This is a genomic window from Pseudonocardia sp. NPDC046786 (assembly GCF_040645415.1).
GTDB lineage: Bacteria > Actinomycetota > Actinomycetes > Mycobacteriales > Pseudonocardiaceae > Pseudonocardia > Pseudonocardia kongjuensis.
Genome location: NZ_JBEYYF010000015.1, coordinates 48,758 through 62,877 on the forward strand (window position 1 = coordinate 48,758; position 14,120 = coordinate 62,877).

The 14,120-nt window shown below is 74.3% G+C and carries 16 protein-coding genes; 8 read left to right on the forward strand and 8 right to left on the reverse strand.

Going from position 1 to position 14,120, the window contains the following annotated elements; all coding sequences use genetic code 11:
- The first annotated feature begins 5 nt into the window (after positions 1-5).
- Positions 6-1,457 (forward strand): trehalose-6-phosphate synthase, encoded by a 1,452-nt coding sequence (locus ABZ881_RS19145; RefSeq protein ID WP_358486297.1) that lies wholly within the window; start codon positions 6-8, stop codon positions 1,455-1,457.
- Positions 1,454-2,248 carry a trehalose-phosphatase gene (otsB, locus tag ABZ881_RS19150; RefSeq protein WP_358486298.1) on the forward strand — a complete coding sequence of 265 codons (795 nt, stop codon included), beginning with the start codon at positions 1,454-1,456 and terminating at the stop codon, positions 2,246-2,248. The genes ABZ881_RS19145 and otsB overlap by 4 nt, the downstream gene beginning before the upstream one ends.
- On the opposite strand, the gene ABZ881_RS19155 is transcribed toward otsB, so the two are convergent.
- A complete protein-coding gene (locus tag ABZ881_RS19155; RefSeq protein WP_358486301.1) occupies positions 2,226-3,080 on the reverse strand; it encodes an MOSC N-terminal beta barrel domain-containing protein in 855 nt (284 codons plus the stop codon). The two genes, otsB and ABZ881_RS19155, sit on opposite strands and share 23 nt — an antisense overlap.
- A complete protein-coding gene (locus ABZ881_RS19160) occupies positions 3,074-4,177 on the reverse strand; it encodes a LacI family DNA-binding transcriptional regulator (protein ID WP_358486303.1) in 1,104 nt (367 codons plus the stop codon). The genes ABZ881_RS19155 and ABZ881_RS19160 overlap by 7 nt, the downstream gene beginning before the upstream one ends.
- Before the next feature lie 150 nt (positions 4,178-4,327).
- Here ABZ881_RS19160 and ABZ881_RS19165 point away from each other — a divergent pair, with 150 nt between their 5' ends.
- From ABZ881_RS19165 to ABZ881_RS19175, 3 genes are read left to right on the forward strand one after another with little or no spacing between them, the layout of a single operon-like run.
- Positions 4,328-5,392 carry a zinc ABC transporter substrate-binding protein gene (locus ABZ881_RS19165; protein ID WP_358486305.1) on the forward strand — a complete coding sequence of 355 codons (1,065 nt, stop codon included), beginning with the start codon at positions 4,328-4,330 and terminating at the stop codon, positions 5,390-5,392.
- On the forward strand, positions 5,389-6,204 hold the full coding sequence (locus tag ABZ881_RS19170; protein ID WP_358486307.1) for a metal ABC transporter ATP-binding protein: 816 nt from the start codon (positions 5,389-5,391) through the stop codon (positions 6,202-6,204). Before ABZ881_RS19165 ends, ABZ881_RS19170 begins: the two co-directional genes overlap by 4 nt.
- The gene (locus ABZ881_RS19175) at positions 6,204-7,049 is read left to right on the forward strand and encodes a metal ABC transporter permease (RefSeq protein WP_358486443.1); all 846 of its coding nucleotides are present in this window, start codon (positions 6,204-6,206) and stop codon (positions 7,047-7,049) included. The genes ABZ881_RS19170 and ABZ881_RS19175 overlap by 1 nt, the downstream gene beginning before the upstream one ends.
- A gap of 12 nt (positions 7,050-7,061) precedes the next feature.
- On the opposite strand, the gene ABZ881_RS19180 is transcribed toward ABZ881_RS19175, so the two are convergent.
- The gene (locus ABZ881_RS19180) at positions 7,062-7,418 is read right to left on the reverse strand and encodes a helix-turn-helix domain-containing protein (RefSeq protein WP_358486309.1); all 357 of its coding nucleotides are present in this window, start codon (positions 7,416-7,418) and stop codon (positions 7,062-7,064) included.
- A gap of 99 nt (positions 7,419-7,517) precedes the next feature.
- Here ABZ881_RS19180 and wrbA point away from each other — a divergent pair, with 99 nt between their 5' ends.
- Both wrbA and ABZ881_RS19190 read left to right on the forward strand, forming a co-directional pair.
- On the forward strand, positions 7,518-8,141 hold the full coding sequence (gene wrbA / locus ABZ881_RS19185; RefSeq protein ID WP_358486311.1) for an NAD(P)H:quinone oxidoreductase: 624 nt from the start codon (positions 7,518-7,520) through the stop codon (positions 8,139-8,141).
- Entirely contained in the window at positions 8,138-9,358 is a 1,221-nt protein-coding gene (locus tag ABZ881_RS19190; RefSeq protein WP_358486314.1) for an MFS transporter, read from the forward strand. The genes wrbA and ABZ881_RS19190 overlap by 4 nt, the downstream gene beginning before the upstream one ends.
- A gap of 13 nt (positions 9,359-9,371) precedes the next feature.
- Here ABZ881_RS19190 and rlmB read toward each other — a convergent pair whose 3' ends face one another.
- Together rlmB and cysS are read right to left on the reverse strand one after the other, a co-directional pair.
- Positions 9,372-10,346: a 23S rRNA (guanosine(2251)-2'-O)-methyltransferase RlmB gene (rlmB, locus tag ABZ881_RS19195; protein WP_358486315.1), complete on the reverse strand. Its 975-nt coding sequence runs from the start codon at positions 10,344-10,346 to the stop codon at positions 9,372-9,374.
- A gap of 14 nt (positions 10,347-10,360) precedes the next feature.
- Positions 10,361-11,752, reverse strand: coding sequence for a cysteine--tRNA ligase (cysS, locus tag ABZ881_RS19200; RefSeq protein ID WP_358486317.1), 1,392 nt, complete (start codon positions 11,750-11,752; stop codon positions 10,361-10,363).
- A 67-nt stretch (positions 11,753-11,819) separates the two neighbouring features.
- On the opposite strand from cysS, the gene ABZ881_RS19205 reads away from it, so the two are divergent.
- Entirely contained in the window at positions 11,820-12,245 is a 426-nt protein-coding gene (locus tag ABZ881_RS19205; protein ID WP_358486319.1) for a VOC family protein, read from the forward strand.
- On the opposite strand, the gene ispF is transcribed toward ABZ881_RS19205, so the two are convergent.
- From ispF to ABZ881_RS19220, 3 genes are read right to left on the reverse strand one after another with little or no spacing between them, the layout of a single operon-like run.
- Complete coding sequence (gene ispF, locus ABZ881_RS19210; RefSeq protein ID WP_358486321.1) at positions 12,236-12,709, reverse strand: 2-C-methyl-D-erythritol 2,4-cyclodiphosphate synthase; 474 nt, start codon at positions 12,707-12,709, stop codon at positions 12,236-12,238. The genes ABZ881_RS19205 and ispF overlap by 10 nt on opposite strands.
- A 13-nt stretch (positions 12,710-12,722) precedes the next feature.
- Positions 12,723-13,433, reverse strand: a complete 711-nt coding sequence (gene ispD / locus ABZ881_RS19215; RefSeq protein WP_358486323.1) for a 2-C-methyl-D-erythritol 4-phosphate cytidylyltransferase — start codon at positions 13,431-13,433, stop codon at positions 12,723-12,725.
- Between the two features lie 10 nt (positions 13,434-13,443).
- Positions 13,444-13,935, reverse strand: coding sequence for a CarD family transcriptional regulator (locus tag ABZ881_RS19220; protein WP_085910376.1), 492 nt, complete (start codon positions 13,933-13,935; stop codon positions 13,444-13,446).
- Between the last annotated feature and the right edge of the window lie 185 nt (positions 13,936-14,120).

Sequence of the window (14,120 nt, forward strand, 5' to 3'; positions counted from 1 at the left end):
GGCATGTGACCAGCGGCGAACCGGTGACCGCGGCGGATCTGGTGGTGGTGGCCAACCGGCTGCCGGTGGACTACGAACGCCGGCCGGACGGCAGCACCGGCTGGAAGCGCAGCCCGGGGGGCCTGGTCACGGCGCTGGAACCGACGCTGCGGGCCCGGGAGGGCGCCTGGGTCGGCTGGCCCGGCGTCCCGGACGTCGAGGTCGATCCGCTGGTGGAGGACGGCCTGTCGCTCTACCCGGTCCGGCTCTCCGCCCAGGAGGTCGAGGACTACTACGAGGGCTTCTCCAACGGCACGCTCTGGCCGCTCTACCACGACGTGGTCGCCCAGCCGCAGTTCCACCGGCACTGGTGGCGGGCCTACACCGCGGTCAACCAGCGCTTCGCCGAGGAGGTCGCCAGGGTCGCGGCGCACGGCGCGACCGTGTGGGTGCAGGACTACCAGCTCCAGCTGGTCCCGGGGCGGCTGCGCGAGCTGCGGCCGGACCTGCGGATCGGGTTCTTCCTGCACATCCCGTTCCCCCCGGTGGAGCTGTTCCGCCAGCTCCCGTGGCGGACCCGGATCATGGAGGGCCTGCTCGGCGCGGACCTGGTCGGGTTCCACACCGACGGCGGCGTCCGCAACTTCCACTGGCTCGCCCAGGAGCTGGCCGGCGCGACCCCTGACCGGGATCCGGAGGTGGTGCGCTACGGCGGCCGGCAGGTCCGGCTGGGCGCGTTCCCGATCTCGATCGACACCAAGCAGCTCGACGAGCTGTCCCGCACCGAGACCGTCCTGAAGCGCGCCGCGCAGATCCGCGAGGAGCTCGGGAACCCCGCGCGGATCGTGCTGGGCGTCGACCGGCTGGACTACACCAAGGGCATCGACGTGCGGCTGCGCGCGTTCCAGGAGCTCCTGGAGGAGAACCGGATCACGGGCGGCGACACGACGCGCAGCGGAGCGGAGTCGGCCATCGACACCGTGATGATCCAGCTGGCCACGCCGTCGCGCGAGCGGGTCGAGCACTACCAGCAGATGCGCAACGACATCGAGCAGGCGGTCGGCCGGATCAACGGCGAGTTCGCCAGGGTCGGCCATCCCGCCGTGCACTACCTGCACCGCTCGCTGCCCCGCGAGGAGCTGGTCGCGTTCTTCCTGGCCGCCGACGTCATGCTGGTCACCCCGCTGCGGGACGGCATGAACCTGGTCGCCAAGGAGTACGTGGCGGCCCGGCACGACGACGGCGGCGTGCTGGTGCTGTCCGAGTTCGCCGGTGCCGCGATCGAGCTGACCTCGGCGCTGCTGGTGAACCCGCACGACACCGACGGGGTCAAGGAGGCGCTGTACGCGGCGCTGACGATGAACGCCGACGAGGGCCGCAAGCGGATGCGCACGCTGCGCCGCCAGGTGCTCGACCACGACGTGGACCGGTGGGCGCGCTCGTTCCTGGAGACGCTGGGCGTGAAGGTGGACCGGTGACGCCGGCGGGCCCGGCCGGCGCGCTGGATCGGCTGGCCCGGGCCGACCGGCTGCTGGTGGCGCTCGACTTCGACGGCGTGCTGGCGCCGCTGGTGGACGATCCGTCGGCGTCCCGGCCGCTGCCGGGGTCCGCCGACGCGGTGCGCCGGCTCGCCGGCACCGACGCCACCACGGTGGTACTGGTCTCCGGCCGCGGGCTCGACGATCTCGCGACCGTCTCCGGCTTCGGCCCGCCGGTCGGGCTGGTCGGCAGCCACGGCGCCGAGTTCGACGCGCGGCTCTCCGAGCTGCTCGGCCGCGGCGGGCTGCTCAGCGACGCGCAGGCCCGGCGGCGGGCCGCGCTGCTCGACGGCCTGCGGGAGCTGGTCGAGGCCACCCCGGGCGCCCGGCTGGAGACCAAACCGGCCGGCGGCGCCGTGCACGTGCGCGGGATGGACCCGGCGACCGGTGCCGCGCTGCTGGAGCAGGTCGAGGCCGAGTGGGTGCGCGACGGCGTCGAGGCCACTGCGGGCAAGGACGTGCTGGACCTCGCGGTGCTGCGCACCACCAAGGGCGCCGCGGTGGCCGCGCTGCGCGACGTGCTCGGCGCCGGTCCGGTGCTGTTCGCCGGCGACGACATCACCGACGAGACCGTGTTCGGCACGCTCGACCCGGGCGACGTCGGGATCAAGGTCGGCGACGGCGCCACCGCCGCCGGGTACCGGATCGCCGATCCGCACGAGCTGGAACCGCTGCTGCACCGGCTGGCCGACGCGCGGACCGGTGCGGTCAGGAGCGGGCCCGGCCGGTGACGGTCAGCTCGTCGCCGACCCGCAGCTCGGGGTCGGGGTCGGGGTCGGGGTCGGGGTCGGGGTCGGGGATGAGATTCACGCCGAACAGCACGCCGCCGCCCACCCGGCGGTGCCGGGCGAGGGTGACCATCGGCTCCCGGCCGCGATCGGCCGTCACCGGGTCGACCGTGGTGAACACGCACCGGGCGCAGGGTTTCGCGACCCGGAACGCGACGTCGCCGACGGTGATCCGCCGCCAGCCGTCCTCGGCCCACGGCGCCGCCCCGGACACGACGAGGTTCGGCCGGAACCGGCTCATCGGCAGCGGCCCCTCCGCGGCGTGCGGGCCGTCCGCGACCAGCTCGTTCAGCGCGTCGAGGGAGTCCTGCGAGGTCAGCAGCAGCGGGTACCCATCGGCGTAGGACACCCGGTCCTGCGGACGGGAGAACTCCGGATCGGGCCGCCGGCGGTCCGGGTCGTCGAGGTGCACCAGGCGCACGTCGGTGCCGAGCAGCCGGGAGAACCACCGGCCGGCCACGGGGCCCGCCGGCACCCCGGCGGTCTCCGAGCGGTGCACGCGCACCGGGACGGTCCCGACGGCCGGGTCCGGCTCGGCGACCCGCAGCACCGGGAGCCCGGGTCCGGTCACCTCCAGCCCGCCGCCGTCGGGCAGCCGCGGCGCGGCGAGTACCAGCCGCGGGTGCTTCCGGCCGGTGACCATCACGCCGTCCGGGTCGACGACCATCCAGCGCCGGTCGCCGGCGAGGCCGGCGCGCTCGACGGGGAGCCGGTCCTCCGGCGTCCCGCGGCAGGACTTCACCGGGTACCGGAGGAGACCGGTCAGCCTCACCATCCGGAGAAGAACTCCCCCGACTGCCGCAGCGCCCGGGTGGTGGAGCCGACGACGAGCTCGGTCGGCAGCGTGACGTGCTCGGAGACGTGCCGGTCGCCGCGTTCCAGCAGCAGCCGCCCGGCCTCCCGGCCCTTCTCCCGGAACGGCTGCCGGACCGTGGTCAGCCCGACCCGGTCGGCCTCGGGCACGCCGTCGAACCCGGCGACCGACAGGTCCTCGGGGACCCGCAGGCCGCGTTCCCGGGCCTCGCCGAGCGCGCCGAGCGCGAGGATGTCGGAGGTGCAGACGACCGCGGTGATCCCCGGGTGCGCGTCCAGCAGGGCGGCCGCGCCATCGGCGCCTGCCTCGGCGGAGTGCTCGAAGCGCTCGATCACCGGCACCGCGGACCAGCTGACCCCGGCCTCGGTGAACGCCTCGCGCAGGCCGGCCAGCCGCTCCCGCTGCACGCTGTAGGTGCTGCGCTCCTGCCGCTCGGGACCGACCGGCCCGTCGTGCCGTTGCGAGCTGAGCCGCATGCACAGCACGCCGATCCGCCGGTGCCCCAGCTCCACCAGGTAGCGGCCGAGCGCCAGGGTACCCGCCCGGTCGTCGACGCCGACCCGGTCGACGCCCTCGACGCCGGCCGGCTGGTCGCACACCACGGTCGGTACCGGACGCTGCAGGACGGCGCGGAAGTGCGGGTCGTCCTCGCTGACCGAGTAGACGACGAAGCCGTCCACCCCCGCCTGGTAGACGGCGTCGACGTCGGAGTGCTCCGGGCTGACCGGCACCAGCAGCAGCCCGGTGCCCGCCTTCTCGCAGGCCAGCGCGAGCCCCTCCAGGAAACCGGTGGCGCCCGGGTCGCGGAAGGCGTAGCTCAGCGCCTCGGTGAGCAGCAGCCCGACCGCGCCGGCCCGGCGGGTGCGCAGCGAGCGGGCCACCGGGTCCGGGCCGGGGTACCCGAGCCGGCGGGCCGCCTCCAGGACGCGCTCGCGCAGCGGCGCGGACAGCTGGTCGGGGCGGTTGTAGGCGTTGGACACAGTGGTCCGGGAGACGCCGAGCTCGGCCGCCAGCGACGCGAGCGTCGCCGGACGCCGCTGGTGCTGGGGACCGGTCACGCCTCGAACGGTAGCGGCGGCGTCACCCGGGTGAAAGTCCGCCCCGGCCCGGGCGTATGGATCACACCGTCGCAGTCCGGCCCGACTGTAGAGTGAATTTGAGAACGATTTTCGATAAATACATGACGATACGTTGATAGGAGTTCGGTCGTGTCCCGTTCCCCGCTCCGCCCGGCCGCGCTGGTGGCCGGGCTCGCCGCCCTCTCGCTGGGCCTGTCCGCCTGTGGCTCCGGCCAGGTGGACGCCCCGACCAGCCCGGACATCCCGCAGACCGCGATCGTCGCCTCCACCGACGCCTGGGGCGCCGTCGCCCGCGCCGTCGGCGGCAACTACGTGGAGGTCGAGTCGATCATCGACTCGCCGAACGTGGACCCGCACGGCTACGAGGCGACCCCGCAGGACGCCCTGTCCGTCGGCGACGCCCAGCTGATCCTGATGAACGGCGGCGGCTACGACGCGTTCATGACCGGCCTCATCTCCTCCTCCGGCAACCAGGCGCCGGTGGTCGACGCGGTCGAGGTCTCCGGGCTGGAGGGCGCCGACGAGGCCGGGCACGCACACGAGGGCGAGGGCGAGGCCGGTCACGCGCACGAGGAGGAGGCGGGCCACGCGCACGAGGACGAAGCGGGCCACGACCACGCGCACGAGGACGAGGCGGGCGGCCACGAGGGACACGACCACGGCGCGTTCAACGAGCACGTCTGGTACAGCCTGCCGACCGTGCAGCAGGTCGCCCAGCAGCTCGCCGACCGGCTCGCCGAGATCGACCCGTCGGCCGGCGAGTACTTCCGGAGCAACGCCCAGGCCGTCTCCGGCGGCATCGCCCAGCTGACCTCGAAGGCCACCGACATCGGTCGCAGCCACCCGGACGCCCGGGTCGTCGTCACCGAGCCGGTCCCGGACCACCTGCTGGAGTCGGCCGGCCTGGAGAACGTCACGCCGCAGGAGTTCTCCTCGGCCGTCGAGGAGGGCACCGACCCGCCGGCCGCCGTCGTCGCGCAGACCCTGGACCTGTTCCGCAACCAGCCGCCGGCCGACGTGTTGATCGTCAACAGCCAGACCGAGTCCGCGAGCACCGACCAGGTGCGGGCCGCTGCCGAGCAGGCCGGCGTCCCGGTCGTCGAGATGAGCGAGACGCTGCCCGAGGGCGTCGACGACTACGTCCAGTGGATGAACGGCAACCTCGACGAGCTGAACGCGGCGCTCTCGCAGTGACCGCCCCGGCGCTCTCACTGCGCGGGGCGGGCCTGCGGTTCGGCGACCGGACCCTGTGGTCCGGCCTGGACCTCGACGTCGCACCCGGGGAGTTCGTCGCGGTGCTCGGCCCGAACGGCTCCGGCAAGACGACGCTGATGCGCGTCCTGCTGGGGCTGCTCGCGCTCTCCGAGGGCGAGGTCCGGATCGCCGGCGCCGCGCCGCGCCGCGGCAGCCCGGAGATCGGCTACGTCCCCCAGCAGCAGCAGCTCGATCCCGATCTGCCGCTGCGCGGGCGGGACCTGGTCGGGCTCGGCCTGGACGGCCACCGGTTCGGCCCCCGCTGGGCCCGGCCCGGCGCCCGCCGGGAGCGGCGCGAGCGGGTCGACCGGGCGCTCGCCGCCGTCGGCGGCACCGGGTACGCCGGATCGCCGGTCGGCAGGCTCTCCGGCGGCGAGCAGCAGCGGCTGCGGGTCGCGCAGGCGCTCGTCGGCGATCCGGCGCTGCTGCTGTGCGACGAGCCGCTGCTCTCCCTCGACCTGTCCCACCAGCGCACGGTGACCCGGCTGATCGACGAGCGCCGGCGCACCGACGGCACCGCCGTGCTGTTCGTCACGCACGAGATCAACCCGGTGCTCCCGCTCGTCGACCGGGTGCTCTACCTGGTCGACGGCCGGTTCCGGATCGGCCCGACCGAGCAGGTCATGACCTCCGAGGTGCTCTCCGAGCTCTACCGCACCGAGGTGGACGTGCTGCGCGTGCGGGACCGGCTGGTCGTCGTCGGCGCCGAGGACGCCGGCCTGCACGCCGAGCACGGCGGGGTCCCGGCGTGATCGACCGGCTGTTCTCCTTCGACGGCACCCTGGAGCTGCTGGCCGAGCCGTTCGTGCAGAACGCGCTGATCGCCTGCGCGGTGCTCGGGCTGGTCGCCGGGCTGCTCACCCCGCTGGTGGTCAGCCGGGGCATGGCGTTCGCCGTGCACGGCACCGCCGAACTCGCCTTCACCGGCGGCGCGGCCGCGCTGCTGATCGGCCTGGAGGTCGGGCTCGGGTCGGTGGTCGGCGCCGTCGTCGCGGCGACCACCTTCGGCGTGCTCGGCCTGCGCCAGCGCGAGCGGGACTCGGTGATCGGCGTCGTGCTCGCGTTCGGGCTCGGCCTCGGCGTGCTGTTCCTGTCCCTCTACGAGGGCCGCTCGGCGAACCGGTTCGGGCTGCTCACCGGCTCGATCGTGGCCGTCGACGGGACCAACCTGCGGGTGCTCGCCGTCGTCGCGGTGCTGGTGCTCGTCGCCCTGCTGGTGGTCTACCGGCCGCTGCTGTTCGCGAGCACCGATCCGGACGTGGCGCTCGCCCGCGGCGTGCCGGTGCGCGCCCTGTCGCTGGTGTTCGCGGTGCTGATCGGGCTGGTGACCGCGCTCGCGGTGCCGATCGTCGGGGCGATCCTGGTGCTCGCGGTGATGATCGTCCCGGGCGCCGCGGCGAACCGGGTGACCGCCAATCCGGTCCGCGCGACCATCCTGGCCGTGGTGATCGCCGAGGTGTCGCTGGTCGGCGGCACGATCCTGTCGCTGGCGCCGGGGCTGCCGGTGTCGGCGTACGTGGCGACCATCGGCTTCCTCGCCTACCTGCTGTGCCGGCTGGTCGCCCGGCTGCGCGGGCGCAGCGTCGCGCGCGCCTGAACCCGCCGCCGGTCAGGACCTCCCGGCGGGAGCCTCGGCCGGGTCGGGCACCCACCGGTCCGCCCACCGGCTCAGCGCGGCGACCGCGCCCTCCAGGTCGCGCCCCTTGTCGGTCAGCCCGTACTCGATCCGCACCGGTGTCTCCGGGTGCACGGTTCGGCTGACCACGCCCTCGGCCTCCAGCTCACGCAACCGCCCGGCGAGCATCTTGTCGGTGAGCTGCGGGATCGCCTCGCGGATCTGGCCGAACCGGGTGGAACCGAGCAGCAGCTCGCGCAGGATCGCTCCGTTCCACCTCCGCCCGATGAGCTCGACGGCGTGGTGGTACTGCGGGCAGAACCCCTCGCCGAGATCGTACCGGTGCGCCATGCAGGCACTATATCAGCGGCAGGCAAATACCTTTTGGTAAGTCACTACCAATCTGATAGCTTTCGGCTGGTCCGACACCACCGTCCGAGGGGGCTCGCCATGGGCGCGCAGATCGCCGTCTTCTACTACAGCTCGACCGGGAACGTGTTCCGGCTGGCCGAGGCCGCAGCCGACGGCGCAGCCGAGGCCGGCGGCACCGTCCGGCTGCGCCGCGTCACCGAGCTGGCGCCGGACTCCGTGATCGACCGCGTTCCTGCCTGGCGCAGCCATCTCGACGAGACCGCGCACATCCCGGAGGCCTCCCTCGACGACCTCGCCTGGGCCGACGGGTTCCTCTTCGGCACCCCGACCCGCTTCGGCGGCGCGGCATCCCAGCTCAGGCAGTTCATCGACTCCACCAGCGGGCTGTGGTCGGCAGGCCTGCTGGCCGACAAGCCGGCCAGCGCCTTCACCTGCGCAGGCAGCCCGCACGGCGGCCAGGAGGGGACGTTGCTGACGCTCTACCAGTCGCTCATGCACTGGGGCGCGTTCATCGTCCCGCTCGGCTACACCGATCCGGCGGTCGACGCGGCAGGCGGCAACCCGTACGGCGTCAGTGCCCTGGACGACGGCTCCGGCACACCGACCGACGAGGTGCTCGCAGCCGCCCGGTACCAAGGCCGACGCCTCGCCGAGGTGACGGCCACCTTCGCCCGCGGGCGCTCGATCGCGGTCGCCCCGTGACCGCCCGCGCAACGGACACCGCTGCTGCCGGGGCGACGGACTGGCGCGTCGTCGTCACCCTCGTCTCCGCCGGGCTGGTCGTCGCCTTCCAGGTCGGCAAGCTCGCCGCCACGCTGCCCGTCGTCGCCGCCGAGCTAGGGATGGGCGCCGCGCTGTCCGGCGCGGTGCTCGGCGGGTTCAACCTGGTCGCCGCCCTCACCGGAGTGCTGGTCGGGGTGGCCACCGGCCGGATCGGCACGGAGCGCGCGGTGCTCGTCGGGCTCGCCGTCGTCGCGCTGGGCAGCGCCGCGGGCGCCGCCGCGACCGGGCCGTGGATGCTGCTGCTCAGCACCGTCGTGGAAGGCACCGGGTTCGTGGTGGTCGCCGTCGCTGCGCCCTCGCTGGTCGCCGGCGCCACCACGGCCGGCGACCGCAGCGTCGCGCTCGGGCTGTGGGGCACCTACATGCCGGGCGGGCAGGCCGTGATGATCCTTATGGCACCGTTCCTGGTAGCCGCCGCGGGCTGGCGCGGGCTGTGGCTGGTCAACGCGGCCGTCCTGGTCGCCGTCGGGGTGCTCGCCCACCGGGTCCTCGGCACCCACGCAGCCGGCACGGGCCGCCCGGCGGACGGCACGATCCGCGACATCACCACCGCACTGCGGGCGCCGGGGCCACGGCTGCTCGCGCTCGCCTTCGCCGGATACTCCCTGCAGTTCGTGGCGGTCGCGGGATTCCTACCGACGGTGTACGCCGAGCAGGGCCTGGATCCCGGCACCGGTGCCCTGTTGACCGCCGCTGTCGTGCTGATGAACGTGGCCGGGAACCTCGGCGCCGGCGTCCTGCTGCGCCGGGGCGCCCCGCGGTGGCTGCTGATCGCGGTGGCAGCGGGGGTGATGGGAGCCGCCGCGGTCGGCGTGTACGCGGCGGCACTGCCCTTCGCCGCGAGCTACGCGTGCGCGCTGGTGTTCTCCGCGGTCGGCGGGCTGCTGCCGGCGGCGGTGCTGGCCGGCGTACCGGTACTCGCCCCGCGCCCCGACCTGGTCCCGGTGACGAACGGACTGGTCGTACAGGGCATCGGGATCGGGATGGTCGCCGGTCCGGTCACCGCAGGCGCGCTGGCGCAGTGGGCCGGCGGGTGGCACGCCACCCCGCTCGTCGTGACGACGGCGGCGGCGCTCGTCGTGGTCGTCGCGTTCCGGCTGCGCCGGATCGAGATCCCCCCGGCGGTGGATGCCTGAGCGTGTGCCGCCGTCAGCGACCGACGCGGCGGCGGCGCGCCACCTCGGCCAGCACCACACCGGTGGCGACCGAGGCGTTGAGCGACTCGACGTTCCCGGCCAGCGGGATCGAGACGGTGACGTCGCAGGTCTCCCGGACCAGCCGGGACAGCCCCTTGCCCTCGGACCCGGTGACCAGCACCAGCGGGCCGGTGGCCAGATCGAGGTCGTCGAGCGAGACGTCGCCGTCGGCGGCCAGGCCGGCGACCATCAGCCCGGCCGAGGCGTACTCGCGCAGCGTCCGGGTCAGGTTCGTCGCGCGGGCCACCGGCAGCCGGGCCGCGGTGCCGGCCGAGGTCCGCCAGGCCACCGCCGTCATCCCGGCGGCGCGGCGCTGCGGGACGACGACGCCGTGCCCGCCGAACGCGCTCACCGAGCGGACGACCGCGCCGAGGTTCCGCGGGTCGGTGACGCCGTCCAGGGCGACCGCGAGCGCGGGCCGGCCGGAGTGGGCGGCCCGCTCCAGCAGCTCGTCGGGGTGGGCGTAGGAGTACGGCGGCACCTGCAGGGCCATCCCCTGGTGCAACGCCCCGCCGGTGATCCGGTCGAGATCGTTGCGCGGGACCTCCAGGATCGAGATCCCGGCCTCCGCGGCCAGCGCGACCGCCTCGGCGACCCGCTCGTCGGCCGGCATGCCGGTGGCGACGTGCAGGGCGGTCGCCGGGACGCCGGCGCGCAGACACTCGACGACCGGGTTGCGGCCGAGCACCGTCTCCGGGCCCTCGCCGTCACCGCGCCGGCCGGCGACCGGCCGGCGGCGCTGCTGATCCTGCTGGGCCGTTCGGCGGGCGGCCGCCTTCTGCTTGGGGTGCCCGGGCCGCAGGTCACCGGGCGGGGTCGGCCCCTTGCCGCGCAGCGCGCGGCGGGACTGGCCGCCGGAGCCGACGACCATCCCCTTCTTGGTGCCGTCCTTGCGGATCGCTCCGCGGCGCTTGGAATTGCCTGCCATCGTTATCGGGCGTCCTATGCGTCTTTGAGAGTCCAGGTGGAGCCGCCGGCGCCGTCCTCGACGGCGATGCCGGCGGCGAGCAGCTCGTCGCGGAGCCGGTCGGCGGTGGCGAAGTCGCGCTCGGCGCGCGCCGCCTGGCGACGCTCCAGCATCGACTCGACCAGGGTGGCCAGCGCCTCCCGGGCACCGTCACCGGTGGCCTCGGCGGCGCCGCCCGCGGCCAGCGGGTCCAGCCCCATCACGGCGGTGGTGGCGCGCACGCAGGACGCGGCCCGCGAGGCGGTGCCGGCGTCGCCCGCGTCGAGCGCGGTGTTGCCCTCGCGCACCAGCTTGTGGATCACCGACAGGGCACCGGGGGTGCCCAGGTCGTCGTCCAGGGCGGCGGCGAACTCGGCCGGGACGTCCGCCGACGGCTCGGGCAGCCCGTGCCGCTCGCGGGCCCGGTTCACGAACGACTCGATCCGCCGGTAGGCGGCGACCGCCTCGTCCAGCGCGGCGTCGGAGTACTCGATGGCCGACCGGTAGTGCGGGCCGACCAGGTAGTAGCGCAGCTCGGCCGGGCGGACCCGCTGCAGCAGCGACTCGATCTGCAGCGTGTTGCCCAGCGACTTGGACATCTTCTCGCCGCCCATGGTCACCCAGGCGTTGTGCAGCCAGAACCGGGCGAACGGGTCACCAGCCGCGTGCGACTGGGCGCGCTCGTTCTCGTGGTGCGGGAAGACCAGGTCCAGTCCGCCGCCGTGGATGTCGAACTCCGGGCCGAGGTAGGCGGTGGCCATCGCCGAGCACTCCAGGTGCCATCCCGGACGGCCGCGCCCCCACGGGGTCGGCCAGCTCGGCTCGCCCGGCTTCGCCGCTTTCCACAGGGTGAAGTCCAGCGGATCGCGCTTGTGCCCGCCCTGGCCCTCGCCCTGGTGCACGTCGTCCACCTTCTGGCCGGACAGCGAGCCGTACTCGGGCAGCGTCCGGACGGCGAAGTAGACGTCGCCGGCCGCGGTGTAGGCGTGCCCGCGGTCGATCAGCCGCTCGATCAGGTCGACCATCTGCGTGATGTGCCCGGTCGCGCGCGGCTCGATCGAGGCGGGCAGGCAGCCCAGCGCGTCGTAGGCGGCGGTGAAGGCCCGCTCGTGGGTGGCGGCCCACTCCCACCACGGCCGGCCGGCCGCCTCGGACTTGCGCAGGATCTTGTCGTCGATGTCGGTGACGTTGCGGACCAGCGTGACGTCGTAGCCGGCGTGGGTCAGCCAGCGGCGCAGCACGTCGTAGTTGAGACTCGACCGGACGTGACCTATGTGCGGCAGGCCCTGCACGGTGGCACCACAGACGTACATCGACACGGCTCCGGCCCGCAGCGGCGTGAAGGCACGCTGCTCCCTGGTCGCTGAGTCGAGAAGTCTGAGGCTCACGTCACCAGGGTACGGCTCTCCGATTCGTCCACTACACCGGCGGTGTCCGAGCGGCAAGGTGTGCCCCATGACTGTTCAGCAGCTGTACCCCAGGCTCGTCGTGTCCGACGCCGACGCGGCCGTCCGGTTCTACGCCGCGGCGTTCGGCGCGGAGCTCGTCGAGCGCTACACCGACGGGTCCGGCCGGGTGGTGCACGCACTGCTCCGGGCCGGCGATGGGCTCTGGGCGGTCAAGGACGCCGACGAGGTCGACCCGGCACCCGCCGGCCCCGGCGCGGTGATCGTCGCACTCTACGTCGACGACCCGGACGCGGTCGCCGCGGCGATGGTGGCCGGCGGCGGGCGGGTGCTCGTCGAGGTCGCCGACCATCCCTACGGCGAGCGCGGCGGCCGGATCGCCGATCCGTACGGCCACGCCTGGATGGTCGCCGCGCGCAGCGAGGAGCTGGACCCGGAGGAGGTCCAGCGACGGACCGCGGCGGCCTATCCCTGACCGGCGGCCAGCAGCAGGGCGGTCGCCACCGCGGCCCGGCCCTCGCCCCGGCCGGTGAGGCCGAGCCCGTCGGTGGTGGTGCCGGACACCGAGACCGGTCCACCGAGGACCCCGGTCAGCACCCGCTCGGCCTCGGCCCGCCGGCCGCCGATCTTCGGGTCGTTCCCGATCACCTGGACGGCGGCGTTCCCGATCGTCCAGCCGTCGCGTTCGAGCAGCCTGCGGACCTCGGCCAGCAGCGCCGAGCCGGAGGCGCCGGACCATTCCGGACGGCCGGTGCCGAACACCGCACCGAGGTCGCCGAGCCCGGCCGCGGACAGCAGCGCATCGCACAGCGCGTGCGCGGCGACGTCGCCGTCGGAGTGCCCGGCGCAGCCGTCCACCCCGGCCCACAGCAGGCCGGCGACCCAGCAGTCCCGGCCCGGCTCGACGGGGTGCACGTCGGTCCCGATACCGACCCTCATCCGATACCGACCCTCATCCGGTACTCCGTGCTCCTCCGGCCGGGTGTGCCGGCGCACCGCCGAGCAGCAGCCCGGCGATCCGCAGGTCCCAGCCGGTCGTCACCTTGAACGCGAGCGGATCGCCCGCGACGGTCGCGACCGGCTCGCCGAGCGCCTCGACCAGGCCGGCGTCGTCGGTCGCCGGATCGGGACCGCTGGCGTAGGCGAGACGAAGCTCACGCGCCCGGAAGCCCTGCGGCGTCTGCACCGCCCGCAGCATAGAACGGTCCACAGTGGACAGTACGGTCCCGGCCGGGTCCACCGTCTTGACGGTGTCGGTCACCGGCAGCACCGGGACCACCGCGGGCGCGCCCGCGCGGACCGCGCCGACCACCCGGCGGACCACCCCGGCGGGGGTCAGCGGGCGGGCGGCGTCGTGCACCAGCACGACCTCGGCGTGCGGCGGGGTCGCGGCCAGCCCGGCGGCCACCGACGCGGTGCGGTCGGCGCCACCGGGCACGACCGTCACCGGCCGGCCCGGGAGCAACCCGACCGCATCGTGCACCTGCTCGGCGGGGACGACGACCACCACGTGATCGACGACGCCGGACCCGAGCAGGCCGTCGACGGCGCGCACCAGCATGGGCACGCCGCCGACCTCGACGAACGCCTTCGGCACCCCGGCACCGAGCCGGACCCCCGAACCCGCCGCAGGCAGCACGGCGACGACGGGCGAACCGCTCACTCCGCGATACTCAGGCGTTCGCGGTGGCGAGCACCTCGTCGAGCAGGATCTCGGCCCGCTCCTCGTCGGTGCCCTCGGCCAGCGCGAGCTCGCTGACCAGGATCTGCCGCGCCTTGGCGAGCATGCGCTTCTCGCCCGCGGACAGCCCCCGGTCCTTCTCCCGGCGCCACAGGTCACGCACGACCTCGGCGACCTTGTTCACGTCGCCCGAGGTGAGCTTCTCCCAGTTCGCCTTGTAACGGCGGGACCAGTTCGTGGGCTCCTCGGTGTGCGGCGCGCGCAACACCTCGAAGACCCGATCCAGACCCTCCTGACCCACCACGTCCCGAACGCCGACGACCTCTACGTTGTCGGCGGGAATGCGGACCGTCAGATCCCCCTGCTGAACCTTCAGGACGAGGTACTGCACTTCCTCGCCCTTGATCGTCCTCATCTCGATCGCCTCGATGAGCGCGGCACCGTGGTGCGGGTAGACGACGGTCTCTCCGACCTTGAAAACCATGTGTCCTCTGGCCCCTTTCGCTGGCTCCAGATTAACACGCCGTTCGAACGGGCCGGTGACCGGCTTTCACCGTCGTCGCAGGTCAGGGGGTTGACAACACCGGAAAAACGTGTTCCCGCGGGTGTGTCCCGGGTCTGCCGGAAGCCCGTCACCTGCGCTCCACCCGGCCGCCACGCGGTGGACGG

Bases quoted from the DNA above. Each gene is read 5' to 3' on its own strand.
- ABZ881_RS19155 (WP_358486301.1), bottom strand. From the start codon at position 3,080: ATGGTGAGGCTGACCGGTCTCCTCCGGTACCCGGTGAAGTCCTGCCGC.
- ABZ881_RS19205 (WP_358486319.1), top strand. From the start codon at position 11,820: ATGACTGTTCAGCAGCTGTACCCCAGGCTCGTCGTGTCCGACGCCGAC.
- ABZ881_RS19220 (WP_085910376.1), bottom strand. From the start codon at position 13,935: ATGGTTTTCAAGGTCGGAGAGACCGTCGTCTACCCGCACCACGGTGCC.
- ABZ881_RS19180 (WP_358486309.1), bottom strand. From the start codon at position 7,418: ATGGCGCACCGGTACGATCTCGGCGAGGGGTTCTGCCCGCAGTACCAC.
- rlmB (WP_358486315.1), bottom strand. From the start codon at position 10,346: ATGGCAGGCAATTCCAAGCGCCGCGGAGCGATCCGCAAGGACGGCACC.
- wrbA (WP_358486311.1), top strand. From the start codon at position 7,518: ATGGGCGCGCAGATCGCCGTCTTCTACTACAGCTCGACCGGGAACGTG.
- ispF (WP_358486321.1), bottom strand. From the start codon at position 12,709: ATGAGGGTCGGTATCGGGACCGACGTGCACCCCGTCGAGCCGGGCCGG.